The organism is Citrobacter sp. Cu231 (assembly GCF_030332265.1).
Lineage (GTDB): Bacteria > Pseudomonadota > Gammaproteobacteria > Enterobacterales > Enterobacteriaceae > Citrobacter > Citrobacter meridianamericanus.
On the sequence record NZ_JAOWIE010000048.1, the window covers coordinates 163003 to 186073 of the forward strand.

Genomic DNA, 23071 nt, shown 5'->3' on the forward strand with positions numbered 1-23071 from the left:
CAATGACGATTTTTGATAACTATGAAGTGTGGTTTGTGATTGGTAGCCAGCATCTGTATGGCCCTGAAACCCTGCGTCAGGTAACCCAACATGCGGAGCACGTCGTTAACGCACTGAATACTGAAGCCAAACTGCCCTGTAAGCTGGTATTAAAACCGCTGGGCACGCGTCCGGATGAAATCACCAACCTCTGTCGCGACGCCAACTACGACGACAAATGCGCAGGAATGGTGGTGTGGCTCCACACCTTCTCGCCAGCGAAAATGTGGATCAACGGCCTGACGATTCTCAACAAACCGCTACTTCAGTTCCACACCCAGTTCAACGCTGCCCTGCCGTGGGACAGCATTGACATGGACTTTATGAACCTGAACCAAACCGCACACGGCGGCCGTGAGTTCGGCTTCATCGGCGCACGTATGCGTCAGCAGCACGCCGTGGTCACCGGTCATTGGCAGGACAAACAGGCGCACGAACGCATCGGCTCCTGGATGCGCCAGGCCGTGTCCAAACAGGATACTCGCCATCTGAAAGTCTGCCGTTTTGGCGACAACATGCGCGAAGTTGCGGTCACTGACGGCGATAAAGTTGCCGCGCAGATCAAGTTCGGTTTCTCGGTCAACACCTGGGCCGTAGGCGACCTGGTACAGGTCGTGAACGCAATTAGCGACGGCGAAATCAATGCGCTGATCGACGAGTACGAAAGCACCTACACCATGACGGCGGCCACACAAGTCCACGGTGAAAAACGTCAGAACGTACTGGAAGCGGCACGTATTGAACTGGGGATGAAGCGCTTCCTGGAACAGGGAGGATTCCACGCCTTCACTACCACATTTGAAGATTTACACGGCCTGAAACAGCTCCCGGGTCTGGCCGTACAGCGTCTAATGCAGCAAGGCTACGGCTTTGCGGGCGAAGGCGACTGGAAAACCGCCGCTCTGCTTCGCATCATGAAGGTGATGTCAACCGGTCTGCAGGGCGGCACCTCATTTATGGAGGATTACACCTACCACTTCGAGAAAGGCAACGATCTGGTACTCGGTTCTCACATGCTGGAAGTGTGCCCGTCCATCGCGGTGGAAGAGAAACCAATCCTCGACGTTCAGCACCTCGGTATTGGCGGTAAAGATGATCCTGCCCGTCTGATCTTCAACACCAAAACCGGCCCGGCCGTGGTTGCCAGCCTGATCGATCTCGGCGATCGTTTTCGCCTGCTGGTTAACTGCATCGACACGGTACAAACGCCGCACTCCCTACCGAAACTGCCGGTGGCCAACGCATTGTGGAAGGCTCAGCCCGATCTGCCGACCGCATCTGAAGCCTGGATCCTTGCCGGCGGCGCGCACCACACCGTCTTCAGTCACGCGCTGGATCTGAACGATATGCGTCAGTTCGCAGAAATGCACGATATCGAGATCGCCGTGATCGACAACGATACCCGCCTGCCTGCCTTTAAAGACTCGCTACGCTGGAACGACGTGTATTACGGGTTCAAACGTTAATTGTCGAAACGGATTGCCCGGTGGCATTTCATTTACCGGGTCTACAAATCACCGTAGGCCGGATAAGCGAAGCGCCATCCGGCATTCAGGAGTTAACATGCTAGAAGATCTTAAACGTCAGGTACTGGAAGCGAATCTGGCGCTGCCAAAGCACAACCTGGTGACGCTGACCTGGGGAAACGTTAGCGCTGTCGATCGCGAGCGCGGCGTGTTTGTGATTAAACCCTCCGGTGTCGATTACAGCGTAATGACTGCCGGCGATATGGTCGTTGTCAGTATTGCAACCGGTGAAGTGGTGGAAGGTAATAAAAAGCCCTCCTCCGATACCCCAACGCACCGCCTGCTGTATCAGGCTTTCCCCACCATTGGCGGCATTGTTCACACCCATTCCCGTCATGCAACCATCTGGGCGCAGGCGGGTCAGTCTATTCCCGCCACGGGGACCACTCATGCGGACTATTTCTACGGCACGATTCCCTGCACACGGAAAATGACCGAGGAAGAAATCAACGGCGAATATGAGTGGGAAACCGGTAACGTGATCGTGGAAGCTTTTGAGCAACAAGGCATTGATGCTTCGCAGATGCCAGGCGTGCTGGTGCACTCTCACGGTCCGTTCGCCTGGGGAAAAAATGCCGAAGATGCCGTACACAACGCCATCGTGCTGGAAGAAGTCGCCTACATGGGGATTTTCTGCCGCCAGCTCGCGCCGCAGTTGCCGGATATGCAGCAAACCCTGTTAGATAAACACTACCTGCGCAAACACGGCGCAAAAGCCTATTACGGACAGTAGTCTCTGCCGGCACAGGACAACTGTATAAAACCACAGCAAATCTATCAGAACCAGGCTATAATCATGCCTGGTTTTTTAATGGATACACAGCGTGGCGCAGGCAGGCTTTATCTTAACCCGGCACTGGCGGGATACCCCGCAGGGGACAGAGGTTTCATTCTGGCTGGCAACAGACAGCGGGCCATTGCAGGTCACGCTTGCGCCGCAGGAGTCGGTCGCTTTTATCCCCACCAACCAGACACCCCGCGTCACCACACTGTTACGTACCGAAAAAGGTTATCGCCTGACGCCGCTTCAGCTGCAAGACTTTCATCGTCAGCCAGTTTCTGGCCTGTATTGCCACTCACATCGCCAGCTTATGCGACTGGAAAAACTGCTGCGCGAAAATGGTGTAACGGTCTACGAGGCCGATGTACGTCCGCCGGAGCGGTATTTGATGGAGCGCTTTATCACCTCTCCCGTTTGGGTGGATGGCGACCTGCGTAATGGCGCTATCGTTAATGCTCGCCTGAAGCCGCACGCAGATTACCGGCCTCCGCTGAAGTGGGTCTCTCTGGATATCGAAACCACCCGCCACGGTGAACTGTACTGCATCGGCCTTGAAGGCTGCGGGCAGCGAATTGTTTATATGCTCGGTCCGGCGAATGGCGATGCCTCCGCGCTCGACTTTCAGCTTGAGTATGTGACGAGTCGCCCGCAGTTACTGGAGAAGCTCAATGACTGGCTTACCCGGCACGATCCTGATGTCATCATCGGCTGGAACGTGGTGCAGTTCGATCTTCGCGTTTTGCAAAAACATGCCGAGCGTTACCGCATTCCCCTGCGTTTTGGCCGCGATAACAGCGAACTGGAGTGGCGCGAGCATGGCTTCAAAAATGGCGTCTTCTTCGCACAGGCTAAAGGTCGTCTGATTATTGACGGCATTGAGGCGCTCAAATCCGCATTCTGGAATTTCTCATCATTCTCACTGGAAACAGTGTCGCAAGAGTTGCTGGGTGAGGGGAAGTCGATTGATAACCCGTGGGACAGAATGGACGAAATCGATCGCCGGTTTGCCCACGATAAGCCCGCGCTTGCCACCTACAATCTCAAAGACTGTGAACTGGTCACCCGCATTTTTCATAAAACCGAGATCATGCCATTTCTGCTGGAGCGTTCAACGGTTAACGGCTTGCCGGTCGACAGGCACGGCGGTTCAGTCGCCGCGTTTGGCCATCTCTACCTGCCGCGAATGCACCGGGCGGGCTACGTTGCACCGAATCTGGGTGAAATCCCTGCGCACGCCAGCCCCGGCGGTTACGTGATGGACTCACGCCCGGGTCTGTACGATTCCGTGCTGGTGCTGGATTACAAAAGCCTGTACCCGTCAATTATTCGTACCTTCTTGATCGATCCGGTGGGGCTTATCGAAGGGATGGCGCATCCGGATCGGGAGCACAGTACCGAAGGGTTCCTTGACGCCTGGTTCTCACGCGAAAAGCACTGCCTGCCCGAAATCGTGACCCAGATCTGGCACGGGCGCGATGAAGCAAAACGCCACGGGAATAAGCCGCTCTCACAGGCACTGAAAATCATCATGAACGCGTTTTACGGCGTGCTGGGAACCACCGCCTGCCGCTTTTTCGACCCGAGGCTGGCTTCGTCCATCACCATGCGTGGCCACGCGATCATGCGTCAGACCAAAGCGCTGATTGAAGCTCAGGGCTACGATGTCATCTATGGCGATACCGACTCCACTTTTGTCTGGCTTAAAAAAGCACACTCAGAGGATGATGCAGCCCGGATTGGTCAGGAGCTGGTGAGTTACGTCAATGACTGGTGGGCGCAGTCGCTGAAGCAGCAAAAACTGACCAGCGCGCTGGAGCTGGAATTTGAAACCCATTTTTGTCGCTTTCTGATGCCGACCATTCGCGGCGCAGATACCGGCAGCAAAAAACGCTACGCCGGGATGATTCAGACAGGCGCAGAGCAACGCATGGTGTTTAAGGGCCTGGAAACGGTACGAACTGACTGGACGCCGCTGGCTCAACAGTTTCAGCAAGAGCTGTACCTACGAATTTTTCGTAACCAACCTTATCAGGAGTTTATTCGCGAGACTATCGACCGTCTGATGGCGGGTGAACTGGACGACCAACTGGTGTATCGCAAACGCCTGCGTCGCCCGTTAAGCGAATACCAGCGCAATGTGCCGCCACACGTGCGCGCCGCGCGCCTCGCCGATGAGCAAAATGTAAAGCTGGGACGTCCGCCGCAGTATCAGAATCGCGGTACCATTAAATATGTCTGGACGATAAATGGTCCAGAACCCGTGGATTATCAGCTTTCTGCTCTTGACTATGAGCACTATTTGACCCGGCAGATCCAGCCAGTTGCCGAGGGAATACTTCCCTTTATCGATGATAACTTTGCTACACTACTTACAGGGCAACTGGGGTTATTTTGACGCGTGACGAAACCGTCGCCATCCAGTACCATAGCGCCCTTTCCATTCCTGGACCCCAATACACTTGCTGCCCCTTTACTCTGGCAGAGGGTGAGTATTGCCTGCAACTAAAGATATAGAGCCGAACATATATGCCTTTTACACTTGGTCAACGCTGGATCAGCGATACAGAAAGCGAATTGGGACTTGGTACCGTTGTCGCCATGGATGCACGAACCGTCACATTACTTTTCTCTTCGACGGGCGAAAACCGTCTGTATGCGCGCAGTGATTCCCCCGTGACCCGCGTGATGTTCAATCCTGGTGATACGATAACGAGCCATGAAGGCTGGCAACTGCATGTCGATGAAGTAAAAGAAGAAAACGGCCTGCTTTCCTATATCGGAACTCGCCTTGATACCGAAGAAACCGGTGTCACGCTGCGTGAAGTGCTGCTCGACAGCAAGCTGGTCTTCAGCAAACCACAGGATCGCCTGTTTGCCGGTCAGATTGACCGTATGGACCGCTTTGCACTGCGCTATCGCGCACGTAAATTTCAGAGCGAGCAGTATCGTATGCCGTGGAGTGGTTTGCGTGGTCAACGTACCAGCCTGATCCCTCACCAGCTCAACATTGCTCATGACGTCGGTCGTCGTCATGCTCCTCGCGTATTGCTGGCTGACGAAGTGGGTTTAGGTAAAACCATTGAAGCCGGGATGATCCTGCATCAACAGCTGCTGTCAGGCGCCGCAGAGCGTGTATTGATCATCGTTCCGGAGACGTTACAGCACCAATGGTTGGTCGAAATGCTGCGTCGTTTTAACCTGCGCTTTGCGCTGTTTGATGATGAGCGTTATGCAGAGGCGCAGCACGACGCCTACAATCCGTTTGAAACCGAACAGTTAGTTATCTGTTCGCTGGACTTTGCCCGTCGCAGTAAACAGCGCCTGGAGCATCTGTGTGACGCCGAATGGGATCTGCTTATTGTCGATGAAGCCCATCACCTGGTGTGGAGCGAAGACGCGCCCAGCCGTGAATATATGGCCGTTGAACAACTGGCAGAACGCGTACCGGGCATCCTGCTGCTGACCGCAACACCGGAACAGTTGGGCCTGGAAAGCCACTTTGCGCGCCTGCGCCTGCTGGACCCAAGTCGCTTCCACGATTTCGCCCAGTTTGTTGAAGAACAAAAAAATTACCGTCCGGTCGCCGATGCCGTCGCCATGCTGCTGGCAGGCAACCAGCTAAGCAACAATGAGCTGAACATGTTAGGTGACATGATTGGCGAACAGGACATTGAACCGTTATTGCAGGCGGCAAACAGCGACAGCGAAGACGCCCAGAGCGCGCGTCAGGAGCTGGTTTCAATGCTAATGGACAGACACGGCACCAGCCGCGTGCTGTTTCGTAACACCCGTAACGGCGTGAAAGGCTTCCCGAAACGCGAGCTGCATACCATCAAGCTACCCTTGCCAACCCAATACCAGACGGCGATTAAAGTCTCCGGCATCATGGGCGCGCGTAAGAGTGCGGAAGACCGGGCGCGCGACATGCTCTATCCGGAACAGATTTATCAGGAATTCGAAGGCGACACCGGCACCTGGTGGAATTTTGATCCGCGCGTGGAATGGCTGATGGGCTACCTGACCAGCCACCGCTCGCAAAAAGTACTCGTTATTTGTGCGAAAGCCACCACCGCGCTACAGCTGGAGCAGGTGCTGCGCGAGCGCGAAGGTATCCGCGCCGCCGTGTTCCATGAGGGCATGTCGATCATTGAACGTGACCGCGCTGCGGCCTGGTTTAGCGAAGAAGATAGCGGCGCCCAGGTGATGCTGTGCTCTGAGATCGGCTCCGAGGGGCGTAACTTCCAGTTCGCCAGCAATCTGGTGATGTTTGACCTGCCGTTCAACCCGGATCTGCTGGAACAGCGTATTGGTCGTCTGGACCGTATTGGTCAGGCGCATGATATTCAGATTCACGTGCCTTACTTAGAAAAAACCGCGCAATCCGTACTGGTGCGCTGGTACCACGAAGGTCTGGATGCGTTCGAGCACACCTGCCCGACCGGACGTACTATCTATGACACGGTATATAACAACCTGATCGGCTACCTGGCTGAGCCAGAAAATACCGATGGCTTTGATGATCTAATCAAAACCTGCCGCGAACAGCATGACGCGTTGAAAGCGCAACTGGAACAAGGTCGAGATCGCCTGTTGGAGATCCACTCTAACGGCGGCGAAAAAGCGCTGGCACTGGCTGAGAGTATTGAAGAGCAGGACGACGATACCAGCCTGATCGCCTTCGCCATGAACCTGTTTGATATCGTTGGTATTAATCAGGATGACCGTGGTGACAATTTAATCGTGCTGACGCCGTCCGATCATATGCTGGTGCCTGATTTCCCAGGACTGCCGGAAGATGGCTGCACCATTACGTTCGAACGTGATGTCGCCCTGTCGCGTGAAGACGCACAGTTTATTACCTGGGAGCATCCGTTAATCCGTAATGGTCTGGATCTTATCCTCTCCGGCGACACGGGTAGCAGCACAATATCTCTGTTGAAAAACAAAGCATTACCGGTTGGCACCCTGTTGGTTGAGCTGGTGTATGTGGTTGAAGCGCAAGCGCCGAAACAGCTGCAGTTAAACCGTTTCCTGCCGCCAACGCCGGTACGTATGCTGCTTGATAAAAACGGCAATAACCTTGCCGCGCAGGTTGAATTCGAAACCTTTAACCGCCAACTCAGCGCTGTTAACCGCCATACTGGCAGTAAACTGGTCAACGCCGTGCAGCAGGACGTTCATGCCATTCTGCAACTCGGTGAGGCGCAGGTGGAAAAATCGGCTCGTGCGCTGATCGACGCGGCACGTAAAGAAGCGGACGAAAAACTGACGGCGGAACTCTCCCGTCTGGAAGCGCTGCGCGCCGTTAACCCGAACATCCGTGATGACGAACTCAGCGCAATTGAAAGTAACCGTCAGCAGGTGATGGAAAGCCTGGACCAGGCGGGATGGCGTCTTGATGCCCTGCGTCTGATCGTCGTGACGCATCAGTAACGGAGCCATACATGGGGATGGAAAACTACAATCCGCCGCAGGAACCCTGGCTGGTTATCCTGTATCAGGATGAACACATTATGGTAGTCAACAAGCCGAGCGGCTTGTTGTCCGTACCGGGTCGTCTGGATGAACACAAAGACAGCGTGATGACGCGTATTCAGCGCGACTATCCGCAGGCTGAATCCGTCCATCGTCTGGATATGGCCACCAGCGGCGTGATTGTAGTGGCGCTAACGAAAGCGGCAGAGCGCGAGCTAAAACGCCAGTTTCGCGAACGTGAGCCGAAGAAACAGTATGTCGCGCGCGTGTGGGGACATCCTGCTCCTGCCGAAGGTCTGGTTGATTTACCGCTAATTTGCGACTGGCCAAATCGGCCAAAGCAGAAAGTGTGTTATGAAACCGGGAAATCGGCGCAAACCGAGTATGAGGTGGTGGAGTTTGCAGCAGATAACACCGCGAGGGTCGTACTGAAACCGATTACCGGACGCTCCCACCAGCTGCGTGTGCATATGCTGGCATTAGGGCATCCCATCCTCGGCGATCGCTTCTATGCTCCGCCCGAAGCACTGGCGTTGGCACCCCGTCTGCTGCTGCACGCCGAAATGCTAACCATCACGCATCCCGAATACGGCAACAGTATGACGTTTAAAGTCCCGGCGGATTTTTAAAACGTTGCTGTGACACATTTCGTTTTTACTTATTAATACAAATCATTCGAGATGCATCGAGGCGGCAAACGAAGAAATCCCCAGGAGCACAGATAACTATGCGACTGGGGTTTCACAGTTCAGCCAACAAAGAGGCAGCCTGAAGGATGCCGTGTATATTTACTTGAAGCCTTTCTGTTCTTTGATTAGCTCGTAAGCCTTTTGAATTTCCTGCGCTTTTTGCTTCGCCATTTCCATCATTTCTGGCGGCAGACCTTTCGCAACCAGTTTGTCCGGATGGTGCTCGCTCATCAGCTTGCGGTATGCGCGCTTAATCGTAGTCGCATCATCGGTCGCTTTCACCCCCAGCACATTGCAGGCGTCTTCCAGCGTCGGGCCACGTTGCGCCTGCTGCCAGCCACCGCCGCCGGACTGCTGCTGATATCCACCGCCAAACTGCGCGCCGCCCTGCATCATACGCAGGAACTGATCAAATTGGGTCCGTGAGATACCCAACTCTTCAGCAATCACATACAGCACTTCACGCTCATTAGGATGCAATGATCCATCGGCAAATGCCGCCTGAATCTGAATCTCCAGGAACATGCGGATCAGATCGAATCGACCAAAACAGACGCTGCGAAACTGACGCATTTTTTCACGTAATGGGTAATTATCCGATTTTCCCACCCGGAAAGCATGTTGTGCGGCCGTACGCGAGTCGCCGTGCAAATTCATCCGGTCCATCAGCTGGCTGGCGATATGAATATCGGCTTCCGTGACACGGCCTTTGGATTTGGTCAGATGCCCCATCACCTCAAAAGTGGTAGCAAAAAACAGCGCCTGGCGTTCACGTTGGTTGGCAAACCACGCCATTTTGCGCATGCGGGCTTTGTCGAACATGTGGCCAACTAACAGGCCCAGAACCACACCCCAGAAGCCGCCGCCCATCATTAAAGCCACGGCTACGCCAATTATCTTTCCCCAATACTGCATAGACTCCCCAAATCTTTCTGCTCTCAGCCAGGCTATGTCCCACAATATAAGGTGCTTTTACCGATTTATGGCAGCGGTCAATTGTGGGACATCGCCTATAATTTGCATTATCATACCTGTCATTCAATGCCGTGCCTAACACCACGGAGCCTTAATCGGCAGGATTAACACTAGCGCAGTGAAGATGAGATAAGTTAGGCTGTGACCGTTTGTCACGCGCGACGCTACTGATGATGGAACAATAAATACAACGTATGAAAAAACGTATTCCCACTCTTCTGGCCACCATGATTGCCAGCGCCCTTTATAGCCAACAGGGTCTGGCAGCCGATCTCGCCTCACAGTGCATGTTAGGCGTGCCAAGCTATAACCGTCCTCTGGTGCAGGGCGAGACCAATGAATTACCCGTCACTATCAATGCCGACAACGCAAAAGGGAATTACCCGGATGATGCGGTGTTTACCGGCAACGTGGATATTGCGCAGGGTAACAGCCGCCTGCAGGCCGACGAAGTGCAGCTTCATCAGAAGCAGGCTGAAGGCCAGCCTGAGCCAGTACGTACCGTCGATGCGCTGGGCAACGTTCATTATGATGACAATCAGGTTATTCTGAAGGGGCCGAAAGGCTGGTCTAATCTGAATACTAAAGATACTAACATCTGGGAAGGTGATTATCAGATGGTAGGTCGTCAGGGGCGCGGAAAAGCCGACCTGATGAAACAGCGAGGCGAAAACCGTTACACTATTCTGGAAAACGGTAGCTTCACCTCCTGTCTGCCGGGTTCCGATACCTGGAGCGTCGTGGGTAGCGAAGTGATCCACGACCGTGAAGAACAGGTCGCAGAGATCTGGAACGCCCGTTTTAAACTGGGTCCAGTTCCGGTCTTTTATAGTCCTTATTTGCAGTTACCCGTCGGCGATAAGCGCCGTTCCGGTTTCCTGATCCCGAACGCAAAATACTCCACCACGAACTATTTTGAGTTCTACCTGCCGTATTACTGGAACATTGCGCCCAACATGGACGCCACCATTACGCCGCATTATATGCACCGTCGTGGCGGTGTTATGTGGGAGAACGAATTCCGCTACCTGACTCAGGCGGGCGCTGGCCTGATGGAGTTCGACTATCTGAACTCAGATAAAGTGTACGAGGATGAACATCCGAAGGATGACAATTCTCGTCGCTGGCTGTTCTACTGGCAGCACGCTGGCGTGATGGACCAGGTGTGGCGTTTCAACGTCGATTACACCAAGGTCAGCGATACCAGTTACTTTAATGATTTTGACAATAAATACGGTTCCAGTACCGACGGCTATGCCACGCAAAAATTCAGCGTTGGCTACGCGGTACAAAACTTTGACGCGACGGTTTCGACCAAGCAATTCCAGGTCTTCGACGCGCAAAACAGTAACAGCTATTCTGCGCAGCCGCAGTTAGACGTCAACTATTACCAGAATGACGTCGGGCCGTTTGATACCCGTATTTATGGCCAGGCGGTTCATTTCGTTAACACTAACGACAACATGCCGGAAGCCACGCGCGTTCATCTTGAGCCGACCATCAACCTGCCGTTGTCGAACAACTGGGGAAGTATCAATACCGAAGCAAAACTGCTGGCAACACACTATCAGCAGACTAATCTCGATTGGTACAACAATAACCCGAGTAACGTTAACAAACTCGATGATTCAGCCAACCGCGTCATGCCGCAGTTTAAAGTTGACGGCAAGCTGGTGTTCGAGCGTGACATGCAAATGCTGGCGCCGGGCTATACCCAAACGCTGGAGCCGCGCGCGCAGTATCTTTACGTACCGTATCGTGACCAAAGTCATATCTATAACTATGACTCTTCCCTGCTGCAATCTGACTACAGCGGCCTGTTCCGTGACCGTACTTATGGCGGCCTGGACCGTATCGCCTCAGCCAACCAGGTGACGACCGGGGTCACATCTCGTGTTTATGATGATGCGGCGGTTGAACGTTTTAATATTTCCGTGGGTCAAATCTACTATTTCACCGAGTCTCGCACTGGCGATGACAACATAAAATGGGAGAATGACGACAAAACGGGCTCACTGGTATGGGCTGGCGACACCTACTGGCGCATCTCCGACCGCTGGGGTTTACGCAGTGGGATCCAGTACGACACACGTCTGGACAGCGTCGCAACCAGTAGCAGCAGTATCGAATACCGCCGCGACGAAAACCGTATGCTGCAGTTGAACTACCGTTATGCCAGCTCGGAGTATATCCAGGCTACCCTGCCGTCTTACTACTCTACGGCAGAGCAGTATAAAAACGGGATCTCACAGGTAGGCGCGGTGGCAAGCTTCCCAATCGCTGACCGTTGGTCGATTGTTGGCGCTTACTACTTCGATACCAACGTGAACAAAGAAGCAGATTCAATGCTGGGACTGCAGTACAACTCCTGCTGTTACGCCATTCGCTTCGGCTACGAACGTAAGCTGAACGGCTGGGATAACACCCAGAAACACGCGATTTATGACAACACGATCGGCTTTAATATCGAACTGCGCGGCCTGAGTTCCAACTATGGTCTGGGCACTAACCAAATGCTGCGTTCGAACATTCTGCCGTATCAAAGCTCTTTATGATCTGATTGATTTACAACGTAATCCGCATTGCGGTTAATTGATAATGGAAAAAGTATGAAGAACTGGAAAACGCTGCTTCTCGGTATCGCCATGATCGCGAATACCAGTTTCGCTGCCCCACAGGTGGTCGATAAAGTCGCAGCCGTCGTCAATAACGGCGTCGTTCTGGAAAGCGACGTCGATGGCTTAATGCAGTCAGTAAAACTAAATGCGGGTCAGGCGGGTCAACAGTTACCGGACGATGCCACGCTGCGTCATCAGATCCTGGAACGTTTGATCATGGATCAAATTCTCCTGCAGATGGGTCAGAAGATGGGTGTAAAAATCTCTGACGAGCAGTTGGATCAGGCTATCGCCAATATCGCCAGGCAAAACAACATGACGCTGGATCAGATGCGCAGCCGTCTGGCACAGGATGGTTTAAACTATTCCACTTATCGTAACCAGATCCGCAAAGAGATGACTATCTCTGAAGTGCGTAACAACGAAGTTCGCCGTCGCGTTACCATATTGCCACAGGAAGTGGATGCCCTGGCGAAGCAGGTCGGCAACCAAAATGATGCCAGCACCGAACTGAACCTGAGCCACATTCTGATCCCACTGCCGGAAAACCCAACTTCCGATCAGGTAAACGAAGCGGAAAGCCAGGCGCGTTCAGTAGTTGATGAAGCACGTAACGGTAGCGATTTTGGCAAACTGGCCATCACTTATTCCGCCGATCAGCAGGCGTTGAAAGGCGGCCAGATGGGTTGGGGACGCATTCAGGAACTGCCGGGCATCTTTGCCCAGGCGTTAAGCACCGCGAAAAAAGGCGATATCATTGGTCCAATTCGCTCTGGAGTCGGCTTCCATATTCTGAAAGTCAACGATATGCGTGGTCAGAGCCAAAGCATTTCCGTGACTGAAGTTCATGCCCGCCATATTCTGCTCAAACCGTCGCCGATCATGACCGACCAACAGGCGCGTCTGAAACTGGAACAAATCGCGGCAGATATTAAGAGCGGTAAAACCACCTTCGCGGCAGCAGCTAAAGAGTTTTCTCAGGATCCGGGTTCTGCTAACCAGGGCGGCGATCTGGGCTGGGCTGCAGCGGATATTTTCGATCCGGCTTTCCGCGATGCGCTGACCAAACTTCACAAAGGCCAGATGAGCACCCCAGTGCACTCCTCTTTCGGCTGGCATCTGATCGAGCTGCTGGACACGCGTAACGTTGATAAAACTGACGCCGCGCAGAAAGACAGAGCTTATCGTATGCTGATGAACCGTAAATTCTCGGAAGAAGCGGCAACCTGGATGCAGGAACAGCGCGCCAGCGCCTACGTCAAAGTTCTGAGCAACTAATGACTCGTACTCAACGCGTTGTTATCACTCCCGGCGAACCCGCCGGGATTGGCCCCGATCTGGTGGTTCAACTCGCGCAGCGTGAGTGGCCTGTAGAACTCGTTGTCTGTGCGGATGCAGCACTCCTCAGTGACCGGGCAGCAATGCTCGGTTTACCGCTTTCACTCCTCCCCTACACTCCAGATACCCCAGCCCGACCGCAATCAGCAGGCACGCTGACGCTGTTACCGATTGCGCTGCGAACACCTGTAGTCGCGGGTCAGTTGGCAGTAGAGAACGGGCAATATGTGGTGGATACGCTGGCTCGCGCCTGCGATGGTTGTCTGCGAGGGGAGTTTGCGGCATTGATTACCGGTCCGGTTCACAAGGGCGTAATCAATGACGCTGGCGTCCCGTTTACCGGGCACACCGAGTTCTTTGAAGAGCGATCACAGGCGAAGAAAGTTGTCATGATGCTGGCAACCGAAGAGCTGCGCGTTGCCGTGGCAACCACGCATCTGCCGCTCAGAGCCGTTGCTGATGCCATTACGCCCGCTCTGCTTCAGGAAGTGATCGGTATTCTGCATCATGATTTGCGCACTAAGTTCGGCATTGCCGATCCGCATATTCTGGTGTGCGGTCTTAACCCGCATGCCGGTGAAGGCGGTCATATGGGAACGGAAGAGATAGAAACTATCATTCCGGTTCTCGATGAACTGCGTGCGCAGGGGATGAAATTGAATGGCCCGCTGCCCGCAGATACGCTGTTTCAGCCCAAGTATCTCGACCACGCGGATGCCGTGCTGGCAATGTACCACGATCAGGGTCTCCCCGTGCTAAAATACCAGGGATTTGGTCGCGGTGTGAACATCACGCTGGGCCTGCCCTTTATTCGCACATCCGTCGATCACGGTACCGCGCTTGAACTTGCGGGACGTGGACAAGCAGATGTCGGCAGTTTTATTACGGCGCTTAATCTCGCCATCAAAATGATTGTTAATACCAATGAATAATCGAGTCCATCAGGGCCACTTAGCCCGTAAACGTTTCGGGCAAAACTTCCTCAACGATCAGTTTGTGATCGAAAGTATTGTCTCTGCAATCAACCCGCAGAAGGGTCAGGCTATGGTCGAAATCGGCCCAGGCCTGGCTGCGCTAACCGAGCCTGTAGGCGAACGCCTGGACCAGCTCACGGTCATTGAGTTAGACCGCGATCTCGCCGCGCGCCTGCAAACGCACCCGTTTTTAGGGCCGAAGCTGACGATTTATCAGCAAGACGCCATGACCATGAACTTCGGCGAACTCGCCCAAACAATGGGGCAACCGCTGCGCGTATTCGGTAACCTGCCGTACAACATCTCCACACCGCTGATGTTCCATCTTTTTACCTATACTGATGCCATTGCCGACATGCATTTCATGTTGCAAAAAGAGGTGGTAAACCGTCTGGTTGCAGGGCCAAACAGTAAAGCGTATGGTCGATTAAGCGTCATGGCGCAGTATTACTGCAATGTGATCCCGGTACTTGAAGTGCCGCCATCCGCATTTACGCCAGCGCCTAAAGTCGATTCTGCCGTTGTGCGTCTGGTCCCTCACGCAACAATGCCGTATCCGGTTAAAGATGTTCGTGTGCTGAGCCGTATTACCACTGAAGCGTTTAATCAGCGTCGTAAAACGGTACGTAACAGCCTCGGCAATTTGTTTAGCGTTGAAGTACTGACAGAGCTGGGCGTTGATCCGGCGATGCGAGCGGAAAATATCTCTGTCGCGCAATACTGCCGGATGGCTAACTATCTGTCGGAAAACGCGCCATCGAAGGAGAGTTAAACATGATCAATTCGCCCCGAGTGTGCATTCAGGTACAAAGCGTCTACATTGAAGCGCAATCCTCACCTGATGATGAACGTTACGTTTTTGCTTATACCGTGACTATCCGCAATTTGGGGCGAGCGCCTGTGCAGCTATTGGGGCGTTATTGGTTGATCACCAATGGTCATGGCCGTGAAACCGAAGTTCAGGGCGAAGGTGTGGTTGGCGTTCAGCCCCACATCGAACCTGGCGAAGAGTACCAATACACCAGCGGCGCGGTGATTGAAACGCCGCTTGGCACCATGCAGGGTCATTACGAAATGATCGATGAACAAGGGATCGCCTTTACCATCGACATTCCCGTGTTCAGACTCGCCGTTCCTACACTCATTCATTAAAACAATAGCTATGGCAACATACCTCATTGGCGACGTTCACGGTTGTTATGATGAACTGATAGCCTTGCTGCACCAGGTAGACTTTAATCCCGAGCAAGACACCTTATGGCTCACCGGCGATCTGGTTGCGCGAGGGCCGGGCTCGTTAGACGTTTTACGCTACGTTAAATCGCTGGGCGATAGCGTGCGGTTAGTTCTCGGTAATCACGATTTACACCTGCTGGCCGTGTTTGCCGGCATTAGCCGTAATAAACCGAAAGACCGACTCACACCGCTGCTTGAAGCTCCGGATGCTGATGCACTGCTTAACTGGCTGCGTCGCCAGCCGCTGTTGCAGATTGATGAAGAGAAGAAGCTGGTGATGGCGCATGCAGGGATTACCCCACAGTGGGACCTACAGACGGCGAAGGACTGTGCACGCGATGTTGAAGCCGTGTTGTCGAGCGACTCGTATCCGTTTTTCCTCGATGCAATGTACGGTGACATGCCTAATAACTGGACCCCGGAGCTGACGGGGCTGGCCCGTCTGCGTTTTATTACCAACGCGTTCACCCGCATGCGTTACTGCTTCCCCAACGGTCAACTTGATATGTACAGCAAAGAGTCGCCAGAAGATGCGCCAGCTCCGCTGAAGCCGTGGTTTGCCATTCCAGGCCCCGTTAGTGACGCCTATAGCATTGCATTCGGGCACTGGGCATCGCTGGAGGGCAAAGGCACGCCAGAAGGTATTTACGCGTTGGATACGGGGTGTTGCTGGGGAGGTGATCTCACCTGTCTGCGCTGGGAAGACAAACGCTACTTTGTGCAGCCATCAAATCGCCATCTGAATATGGATCCCGGCGAAGCGGTCAACGCCTGATAATCGTCTGCTGAGAGGTTCAGGCCTGATGGCGCTAAGCTTATCAGGCCTACATCGGGCACAAGAGTTGGCCGGATAAGGCATTTCGCCGCCATCCGGCACTTACAGTATTAACGACGTTCCAGAATCTCGAAGCAGTAGCTGTGAGAGTTTTGCGCGTCGGCATCGTGGAATTCGCTGAAAACAGATTCCCAGTCGTCCGGTTCGTAGTCCGGGAAATGGGTATCTCCCTCCACTTCCGCATCAATGTGTGTCAGATACAGCTTCTGCGCTTTCGGCAGGAACTGCTCATACACACGCCCACCGCCAATCACCATAATTTCAGGCTCATCGCCACAGGCCGCAATGGCTTCATCAACAGACTTCACCCACTGCACACGATCGTCGGTGCCGGGCTTGCTGCTGATGACGATATTTTTACGCCCCGGCAACGGTCGCCCGATTGATTCCCAAGTGTGGCGCCCCATGACGACCGGCTTGTTTAAGGTATTACGTTTAAACCAGGCGAGATCGGCAGGTAGGTTCCACGGCATGGCGTTTTCCATACCGATGACGCGATCTACCGCTAACGCCGCAATCAGACTGATCATTGAATATTTCCCGGATACAAAAAAATTGTCGCCACTATACGGAAAGCGCAATCTTTCGTCGACTAGCCAAAGGAAGATGTGCATGAAAATTTTCTGTTCTGCTGGCGAGTCCGCGACTTCTGAGTGGACTCCCAGCATTACAGTAGTTCAAAAACAGCCAATTAGCAGTAAAGTTTGCAGAACATCACATTTTTTACCCTATGCTGACGGTTTCACTTCCGGTTCATCGGCGACATCGCCCGTATGTTTACCTTCATCCGTGCCTTGCCAGCCATGGCGTTGAATCAATGATAAGTGCTGACGATCTTCCGCAATAATTTCACTTAGCATTGCACTGGTGCGCTTATAAACCGCCGCGCGGGAAATTGCGTCATTTTCCCCTTTCACCATCTCCTCAACCATCAACGTATTGAAGCGGCGGAAGACATCGGCCCGCTCACGCGCTTCATAGCGCCCAAGCCCGAGCCCTTCCAGCGCCAGGCGTCCGGTTTTCAGCGCGCCTTCAAAGGTCTCACGTTCAGGCATGTCCACACCCGCCTGACGCAGACGGATGTAATGATCCACGTCGCGCGCGCGGGCAATAATTTGTAGATGTGGGAAATGCTCTTTCACCATTTCGGTCAGTTGCAGGCTGGTTTGGGGATCGTCAATGGCATTAATAATCACCTCTGCTTTAGCCGCTCCGGCTGACTCCAGCAGATCCATCCGGGTCGCATCGCCATAGAAAACCTTCATGCCGAATTTACGCAGCGTTTCGATATGGTCCGGGTCATGATCCAGAACCACCATTTTGACCCCACTCGACAACAGCAAACGACCGGTTATCTGGCCAAATCGCCCAAATCCAGCGATGATCACCCGCGGTTGCTCCTCATCGATTTCATCCGCTTCCCGCGCTTCACCAGTCGCCGATTTTTCCAGACGCGTCAAAATCACCAGCAAAATCGGCGTAGCCGCCATCGACAACGCCACCGCCAGCGTCAGCGATTTCGCCCAGTCAGGATCAAGCACGTTTGCCATTTGTGCCGCGCCAAACACCACGAAGGCAAACTCACTGCCCTGCCCAAGTAATACGGCAAACCATCTGCGCTGCTTGTTCGGCACCTGTAACGGTTTCGCTATCAGCCATAGCATGACTGTTTTAATCACCAGAAAACCAACCAGCAGAATGATGATGCGCAAAGGATTATCAATCAGCGTACCAAAGTCGATAGACATCCCCACGCCGATGAAAAACAGCCCCAGCAGCAGCCCTTTAAACGGCTCAATATCGCTTTCCAACGCGTGGCGATACTCAGAACTCGCCAGCAACACGCCGGCCAGGAACGCCCCCATCGCCATCGAAAGACCAACTTCTTCCAACAGCAGACCAAAACCGAAAACGAGGAACAGCGCGACGGCGCTGAAAACTTCCCGCAGGCCTGAGCGCGCAACAAAACGCAAGGCAGGACGGGTGACATAACGCCCTAACAGCACCACCAGCACCAGCGCGCCAGCTACCTTAAGGGCTGACAATGCAAATGCCCCAAGCGTGGTCGATGCGCCGCTTGCCGCCAGTAAGGGAATCATTGCCACCAGAGGAATAGCGGCGATATCCTGGAACAGCAGCACGGCAAATGCGCTACGCCCCAGTTGCGACACCATCAGGTTACGTTCATTCATCGCCTGCATCGCGATGGCCGTCGAGGAAAGCGCCAGCGTCATGCCGATCAGCTCCGCCACCTGCCAGCGCAGGCCAAGGAACATACAGAACAAACCAATCAAACCGCCGCAAACCACCATCTGTAGCGCACCGCCGCCGAACACCGAAGCCCGCAGTTTCCACAAACGCTGCGGATCCAGCTCCAGGCCGATGACAAACAGCATCAGCACCACGCCGATCTCGGCAAAATGCAGGATTGATTCGGCGTCCGTCACCAGCCTCAGACCCCATGGTCCGATAATGCACCCGGCGATGAGATACCCCAGTACCGACCCTAGCCCCAGCCGCACGGCGATGGGGACAATCAGCGCCGCCGATCCAAGATAAATCAGCGCCTGAATCAGCGTATGACTATCCATGATGAACCTCCTGCCACTCGAGCAGACGCTGTTTATAATGACGCGCTTGCGCCTGCAGCGTCTCGTCATCACAGATAAACGTACAGTGCATCGCAAATGGCGGCAGCCATTTGAGACCACAATATAATGCCGTGGCCTGCAAAGGTTGGGAAAGCACATCAAAGCCTGGATGGGAGCCGATATTAAAGTGGTTTTCACCGCCGCCGGTGGTCACAGCCCACATGAGATGCTTACCGTGCAGCGCAGTACCGTCGTGACCGTATGCCCAACCGTGTGCAAGGACCTTATCCATCCACAGCTTGAGTAACGGAGGTGTGCTATACCACTGCATAGGATGCTGCCAGATAATCAACTCTGCGCGCGCCAGGGCTTCCTGTTCAGCGGCAATATCGATATTAAAGTCGGGGTAGAGCTGGTAGAGCGAGCGGATCTCCACGCCCTCCAGCGTCCTTGCCTGTTCAAGCATCCGCTTATTCGCATGCGAATGCTGAGGATAGGGATGCGCGTAAATGATGAGAATCATGATTAGCCTGTATCACTGCATTATTGTAATAACAGTGAGTTTAGTCAGTTAATCCACAGGCTAACAGTCAATATTATTGAGCAGATAAATGGAAAAATCTGAGCTAGTTATCCAGTTCGCTCATATCCTTAACCTGATCGCGGTTAATTTGTTCCGTCTTACCTGTTTGCGCGTTTTTGTACGACACCAGGCCGGTATCATCATCAACCTGCGGTTTGCCGTCGGTGACGATGGTTTTACCATCGGTGGTTTTCACCGCCTGATTTGAGGAGCAACCGGCTACGGTAAACAGTGCTGCTGCGGTAAAAATGGAAGTGATCAGAATATGTTTCTGCATGGTGTTCTCCCTGCTTTTCAGTCGTTTTCAGTGATATATCCGTTAACTGTAGGCTAACTGACTGAGTTGCAGGGAAAATACAGAACACTCTTAATAGCCTGCCCTGACCACCGGCTTACTACGAATCGTCATTTGGCTGGTTTGCGCCAGCGTCAGACCTCGCGTTTCCGGGGCGAAAGCGATGGACACGAGCAGGCCTACCAGCGAAATTCCCGCGCCCATCAGCATCACATTACTGATCCCGTATTTGGTGATGAACACCGGCAGCGCCCAGGTTGACACAATGGTGCCGATACGGCTTAACGACATAATCACCCCGACTGCAGAGGCACGAATATCGGTGGGAAACAGTTCGTTTGGGTATAGCCATTGCAGGTTTCCCGGCCCCCCCGAGAAAAACGCGTACACGGCAAACGCCAGCACCACCAGCCATGCGCCCATATCAGGGATTAGCCCCAGCACAGCCAGCGCCAGCGTCATCATAATAAAGCTGCCAATTAACAGCGGTCGACGGCCCGCGCTATTGAGCCAGAACATGGGAGGAATACACCCCAGCATAAAGCACAGGCTGATCACCACATTGCCCAACGCGGCGCTTTTCCCGGCGCCGAGCCCCAGTAGCCCAACAATCTGCGGACCAAAGGTATAAATGGCAAACATCGGGATCACTTGACAGGTCCAGATGGCGGCAACAAACAGGACAAACGGGAAATGTCGGCGATTAAACAACTGAAGGAAACGCGTCTGCTGGGGTGCTTCTTCGTCGAATACCACCGGTTCGCCAAACAGTTTGATCATCATCTCCTCGCACTCTTTCACCCGACCTTTACGCAGCAACCAGCGTGGCGATTCAGGAAGATCGAAACGCCCAATCAGGATCAAAATGCAGGGGATCACCGCGCTGCCCAACATCCAGCGCCATCCGCCCTCAACATCATACAAAAAGTAACCGACCAGATCGGCACAGGTGGCGCCGACATACCACATCGCCGCGATAAAACCGATGGAGAAAGCGCGCTGGCGGGTATTGGAGAACTCGGTAATCATTGAGGTTGCGATCGGGTAATCAGCCCCAATCACCACCCCGATCAGCACCCGCATCACCAACAACTCAACGGGCGAGGAGACAAACATGGTTGCCGCCGATATCACGCCAATGGCGATAATATCGATGATAAACATTTTACGGCGCCCGACCTTATCGGAAATGTAGCCAAACAGCGACGTCCCGACAAACAAACCGGCGAGCGTACCAGCCCCCAGCAGACCAATCCACTCGGCATCCAGTTTCAACGCTGGCGTGAGCTGTTCGAGCGCCACGCCAATCATCACCAGCACATAACCATCCAGAAACGGCCCACCGCTTCCCCACAGCATTATCCGGCGGTGAATAGAGGTAAATTTGATGTCATCAAAGTTCCTGGGCTGCTGCATGGCTATATCCTGTTTTATTTTAACTTAATGCCTGATAACGCCTATCAGGCCTATGAACCGTACCTGTAAGCCGGATAAGGCGAAGCAGCCATCCGGCACCAGGTTTAGCCATAGCGGAACTCCACGCCAAACGTCCCGCGCGGGTATTCCCATTTTTCCAGCGCTGTATCGAGTCCAAGAATTCGACACGTCCCACACTCGAGGCATCCGGCGTAATCAAAGCGTACGCTGCCGTCGTCCTGCTTTTTATACAGTCCAGCCGGGCAGGCCTTAATCAGCACCTCCAGCGCCTGTTTATCAGGATCGGTTTTGAGAATGATGTGTGGGCTGTCTTCATCGACATTGAACTTATTGACGCCCAGTTTTACGTCCACATTGACGGGAGAAGTCATAATACGGTCACTCCTTTCAGGCCATCTTTCATCAGGTTGATGAAGCCCACTTTCTTCGCATGGCGCAGGATTTTTTTACGCATTGGCACCGGGGCGGAACCATCTACGGTGAACAGGTCGCGTGCGATACTGACCGCCATTTCGGGATAAGCGGTAAACATGCGCGGGTTATCAAGAAAAGCGGGCAGCTTTTGATACATACGCATATCACGCATCGGGCCGTCGTCCAGATGCTGACGGTATTCACCCAGCGACTGCTTGCTAAAGTCGTCACGCTTCATGGCTGAAAGCACCGTTTTCGCCGCCGCTTCGCCTGCGGCGATGGCCAAATCCATACCGCGAATAGTAAAGCCGAGGTTCATACACATTCCGGCAGAGTCACCGGCAATCAGTACGCCGTCACCCACCAGTTCTGGCTGCATGTTGATACCGGCTTCAGGTACAACGTGCGCGGCATATTCCACCAGCTTGCCACCGGCGATCAGCGGGGCAACTGCCGGATGCTGTTTGAAATCTTCCAGCATTTGTGGGACCGATTTTTTCGCGTCTTTCAGATGATGAAGACCGCAGACCAGTCCCAGAGAAAGGGTTGTTTCATTCGTATAGAGAAAGCCACCGCCCATCAATCCATCGGTTGGCGATCCGGCAAACAGACAGGCTGCGCCTTCGTTCCCCTGTAACTGGAAACGATCTTCAATCACTGATTTCGGCAATTCGATCAGCTCTTTTACGCCGACGGCAACATGCGATGCCTCGACGCGCTTTGCCATACCCAACTTTTCAGCCAACAGAGAGTTTACGCCATCAGCAAGGATCACTACCCTGGCCTCCAGAATATCGCCATCGGCTTCCACGCCCACGACTTTACCCTCGCGCTGCACAACGTTATCCACGCGAATACCGGTGATGAGCTGAGCGCCCGCCTCCTCGGCCTGTTCCATCAGCCAGGCATCAAATTTGCTGCGTAAGACGGAATAAGAAACCTGCGACGATGTGGCGTCTTCGCCGTTGCAATAATCAATGGACATCGCCCCTTTATCGGTCATAAAGGCGAGTTTCTCGTGGGTGATGACGCGTTCAATGGGGGCCTGCTCAGCAAAACCGGGAATGATGCGCTCCAGGCTATGCGCATACATGCGCCCACCGGTGACATTCTTCGCGCCAGCAGAATTGCCGCGCTCGATAACCAGCACCTGTGCGCCTTCCCGAGCCAGCACCAGCGCCGCAACCGAACCAGCCAGACCTGCACCCACGATGATGGCATCAAAGATATCTTCGGACATACGTACTCCTGTCAGCGGCAGGACA

At 53.7% G+C, this 23071-nt stretch carries 19 protein-coding genes; 11 read left to right on the plus strand and 8 right to left on the minus strand.

From position 1 onward, the window contains the following. Nucleotides 1-2 precede the first annotated feature (2 nt). The 5 genes from araA (at nucleotide 3) to rluA (ending at nucleotide 8450) form a co-directional block, all read left to right on the plus strand. A complete protein-coding gene (gene araA / locus OGY15_RS21760; RefSeq protein ID WP_151224542.1) occupies nucleotides 3-1505 on the plus strand; it encodes an L-arabinose isomerase in 1503 nt (500 codons plus the stop codon). A 97-nt stretch (nucleotides 1506-1602) separates the two neighbouring features. Then, entirely contained in the window at nucleotides 1603-2298 is a 696-nt protein-coding gene (gene araD, locus OGY15_RS21765) for an L-ribulose-5-phosphate 4-epimerase (RefSeq protein WP_286541061.1), read from the plus strand. Nucleotides 2299-2389: 91 nt separating this feature from the next. Further along, nucleotides 2390-4741, plus strand: a complete 2352-nt coding sequence (gene polB / locus OGY15_RS21770) for a DNA polymerase II (RefSeq protein WP_286541062.1) — start codon at nucleotides 2390-2392, stop codon at nucleotides 4739-4741. A 131-nt stretch (nucleotides 4742-4872) separates the two neighbouring features. Further along, nucleotides 4873-7779 carry an RNA polymerase-associated protein RapA gene (gene rapA / locus OGY15_RS21775; protein ID WP_151224541.1) on the plus strand — a complete coding sequence of 969 codons (2907 nt, stop codon included), beginning with the start codon at nucleotides 4873-4875 and terminating at the stop codon, nucleotides 7777-7779. Nucleotides 7780-7790: 11 nt separating this feature from the next. Further along, nucleotides 7791-8450: a bifunctional tRNA pseudouridine(32) synthase/23S rRNA pseudouridine(746) synthase RluA gene (gene rluA, locus OGY15_RS21780; protein WP_003018849.1), complete on the plus strand. Its 660-nt coding sequence runs from the start codon at nucleotides 7791-7793 to the stop codon at nucleotides 8448-8450. 159 nt (nucleotides 8451-8609) lie between these two features. Here rluA and djlA read toward each other — a convergent pair whose 3' ends face one another. Beyond that, the gene (gene djlA / locus OGY15_RS21785; protein WP_005124510.1) at nucleotides 8610-9425 is read right to left on the minus strand and encodes a co-chaperone DjlA; all 816 of its coding nucleotides are present in this window, start codon (nucleotides 9423-9425) and stop codon (nucleotides 8610-8612) included. A gap of 254 nt (nucleotides 9426-9679) precedes the next feature. On the opposite strand from djlA, the gene lptD reads away from it, so the two are divergent. Genes lptD through apaH form a run of 6 tightly spaced genes read left to right on the plus strand, consistent with a single transcriptional unit; the run spans nucleotide 9680 to nucleotide 16426 of the window. Then, the gene (gene lptD, locus OGY15_RS21790; RefSeq protein ID WP_151216721.1) at nucleotides 9680-12040 is read left to right on the plus strand and encodes an LPS assembly protein LptD; all 2361 of its coding nucleotides are present in this window, start codon (nucleotides 9680-9682) and stop codon (nucleotides 12038-12040) included. Nucleotides 12041-12094: 54 nt separating this feature from the next. Beyond that, nucleotides 12095-13381: a peptidylprolyl isomerase SurA gene (gene surA / locus OGY15_RS21795; RefSeq protein WP_187253711.1), complete on the plus strand. Its 1287-nt coding sequence runs from the start codon at nucleotides 12095-12097 to the stop codon at nucleotides 13379-13381. After that, nucleotides 13381-14373, plus strand: coding sequence for a 4-hydroxythreonine-4-phosphate dehydrogenase PdxA (gene pdxA / locus OGY15_RS21800; RefSeq protein WP_151216720.1), 993 nt, complete (start codon nucleotides 13381-13383; stop codon nucleotides 14371-14373). The genes surA and pdxA overlap by 1 nt, the downstream gene beginning before the upstream one ends. Beyond that, the gene (rsmA, locus tag OGY15_RS21805) at nucleotides 14366-15187 is read left to right on the plus strand and encodes a 16S rRNA (adenine(1518)-N(6)/adenine(1519)-N(6))-dimethyltransferase RsmA (protein ID WP_187253710.1); all 822 of its coding nucleotides are present in this window, start codon (nucleotides 14366-14368) and stop codon (nucleotides 15185-15187) included. Before pdxA ends, rsmA begins: the two co-directional genes overlap by 8 nt. A 2-nt stretch (nucleotides 15188-15189) precedes the next feature. Beyond that, nucleotides 15190-15567 (plus strand): Co2+/Mg2+ efflux facilitator ApaG/CorD, encoded by a 378-nt coding sequence (gene apaG / locus OGY15_RS21810; protein WP_003018867.1) that lies wholly within the window; start codon nucleotides 15190-15192, stop codon nucleotides 15565-15567. A 10-nt stretch (nucleotides 15568-15577) separates the two neighbouring features. Continuing rightward, nucleotides 15578-16426 (plus strand): bis(5'-nucleosyl)-tetraphosphatase (symmetrical) ApaH, encoded by an 849-nt coding sequence (gene apaH / locus OGY15_RS21815; protein ID WP_151216718.1) that lies wholly within the window; start codon nucleotides 15578-15580, stop codon nucleotides 16424-16426. Between the two features lie 110 nt (nucleotides 16427-16536). On the opposite strand, the gene folA is transcribed toward apaH, so the two are convergent. The 7 genes from folA to OGY15_RS21850 form a co-directional block, all read right to left on the minus strand. After that, entirely contained in the window at nucleotides 16537-17016 is a 480-nt protein-coding gene (folA, locus tag OGY15_RS21820; RefSeq protein ID WP_003018873.1) for a type 3 dihydrofolate reductase, read from the minus strand. Nucleotides 17017-17214: 198 nt separating this feature from the next. Beyond that, nucleotides 17215-19077, minus strand: coding sequence for a glutathione-regulated potassium-efflux system protein KefC (gene kefC, locus OGY15_RS21825; protein WP_151216717.1), 1863 nt, complete (start codon nucleotides 19075-19077; stop codon nucleotides 17215-17217). Continuing rightward, nucleotides 19070-19600 (minus strand): glutathione-regulated potassium-efflux system oxidoreductase KefF, encoded by a 531-nt coding sequence (gene kefF, locus OGY15_RS21830; RefSeq protein WP_151216716.1) that lies wholly within the window; start codon nucleotides 19598-19600, stop codon nucleotides 19070-19072. The genes kefC and kefF overlap by 8 nt, the downstream gene beginning before the upstream one ends. A 103-nt stretch (nucleotides 19601-19703) precedes the next feature. After that, nucleotides 19704-19937, minus strand: a complete 234-nt coding sequence (locus OGY15_RS21835; RefSeq protein WP_003018880.1) for a YgdI/YgdR family lipoprotein — start codon at nucleotides 19935-19937, stop codon at nucleotides 19704-19706. Nucleotides 19938-20027: 90 nt separating this feature from the next. Next, entirely contained in the window at nucleotides 20028-21371 is a 1344-nt protein-coding gene (locus OGY15_RS21840; protein ID WP_151216715.1) for an MFS transporter, read from the minus strand. A 104-nt stretch (nucleotides 21372-21475) separates the two neighbouring features. After that, entirely contained in the window at nucleotides 21476-21763 is a 288-nt protein-coding gene (gene fixX, locus OGY15_RS21845) for a ferredoxin-like protein FixX (protein ID WP_000203736.1), read from the minus strand. After that, nucleotides 21760-23046 (minus strand): FAD-dependent oxidoreductase, encoded by a 1287-nt coding sequence (locus OGY15_RS21850; protein WP_286541071.1) that lies wholly within the window; start codon nucleotides 23044-23046, stop codon nucleotides 21760-21762. Before OGY15_RS21850 ends, fixX begins: the two co-directional genes overlap by 4 nt. Nucleotides 23047-23071 lie beyond the last annotated feature (25 nt).

Bases quoted from the DNA above. Each gene is read 5' to 3' on its own strand.
- rsmA (WP_187253710.1), top strand. From the start codon at position 14,366: ATGAATAATCGAGTCCATCAGGGCCACTTAGCCCGTAAACGTTTCGGG.
- apaH (WP_151216718.1), top strand. From the start codon at position 15,578: ATGGCAACATACCTCATTGGCGACGTTCACGGTTGTTATGATGAACTG.
- kefF (WP_151216716.1), bottom strand. From the start codon at position 19,600: ATGATTCTCATCATTTACGCGCATCCCTATCCTCAGCATTCGCATGCG.
- lptD (WP_151216721.1), top strand. From the start codon at position 9,680: ATGAAAAAACGTATTCCCACTCTTCTGGCCACCATGATTGCCAGCGCC.
- folA (WP_003018873.1), bottom strand. From the start codon at position 17,016: ATGATCAGTCTGATTGCGGCGTTAGCGGTAGATCGCGTCATCGGTATG.
- OGY15_RS21850 (WP_286541071.1), bottom strand. From the start codon at position 23,046: ATGTCCGAAGATATCTTTGATGCCATCATCGTGGGTGCAGGTCTGGCT.
- araA (WP_151224542.1), top strand. From the start codon at position 3: ATGACGATTTTTGATAACTATGAAGTGTGGTTTGTGATTGGTAGCCAG.
- OGY15_RS21835 (WP_003018880.1), bottom strand. From the start codon at position 19,937: ATGCAGAAACATATTCTGATCACTTCCATTTTTACCGCAGCAGCACTG.
- djlA (WP_005124510.1), bottom strand. From the start codon at position 9,425: ATGCAGTATTGGGGAAAGATAATTGGCGTAGCCGTGGCTTTAATGATG.
- pdxA (WP_151216720.1), top strand. From the start codon at position 13,381: ATGACTCGTACTCAACGCGTTGTTATCACTCCCGGCGAACCCGCCGGG.
- rluA (WP_003018849.1), top strand. From the start codon at position 7,791: ATGGGGATGGAAAACTACAATCCGCCGCAGGAACCCTGGCTGGTTATC.
- araD (WP_286541061.1), top strand. From the start codon at position 1,603: ATGCTAGAAGATCTTAAACGTCAGGTACTGGAAGCGAATCTGGCGCTG.
- OGY15_RS21840 (WP_151216715.1), bottom strand. From the start codon at position 21,371: ATGCAGCAGCCCAGGAACTTTGATGACATCAAATTTACCTCTATTCAC.
- rapA (WP_151224541.1), top strand. From the start codon at position 4,873: ATGCCTTTTACACTTGGTCAACGCTGGATCAGCGATACAGAAAGCGAA.
- kefC (WP_151216717.1), bottom strand. From the start codon at position 19,077: ATGGATAGTCATACGCTGATTCAGGCGCTGATTTATCTTGGATCGGCG.
- apaG (WP_003018867.1), top strand. From the start codon at position 15,190: ATGATCAATTCGCCCCGAGTGTGCATTCAGGTACAAAGCGTCTACATT.
- fixX (WP_000203736.1), bottom strand. From the start codon at position 21,763: ATGACTTCTCCCGTCAATGTGGACGTAAAACTGGGCGTCAATAAGTTC.
- surA (WP_187253711.1), top strand. From the start codon at position 12,095: ATGAAGAACTGGAAAACGCTGCTTCTCGGTATCGCCATGATCGCGAAT.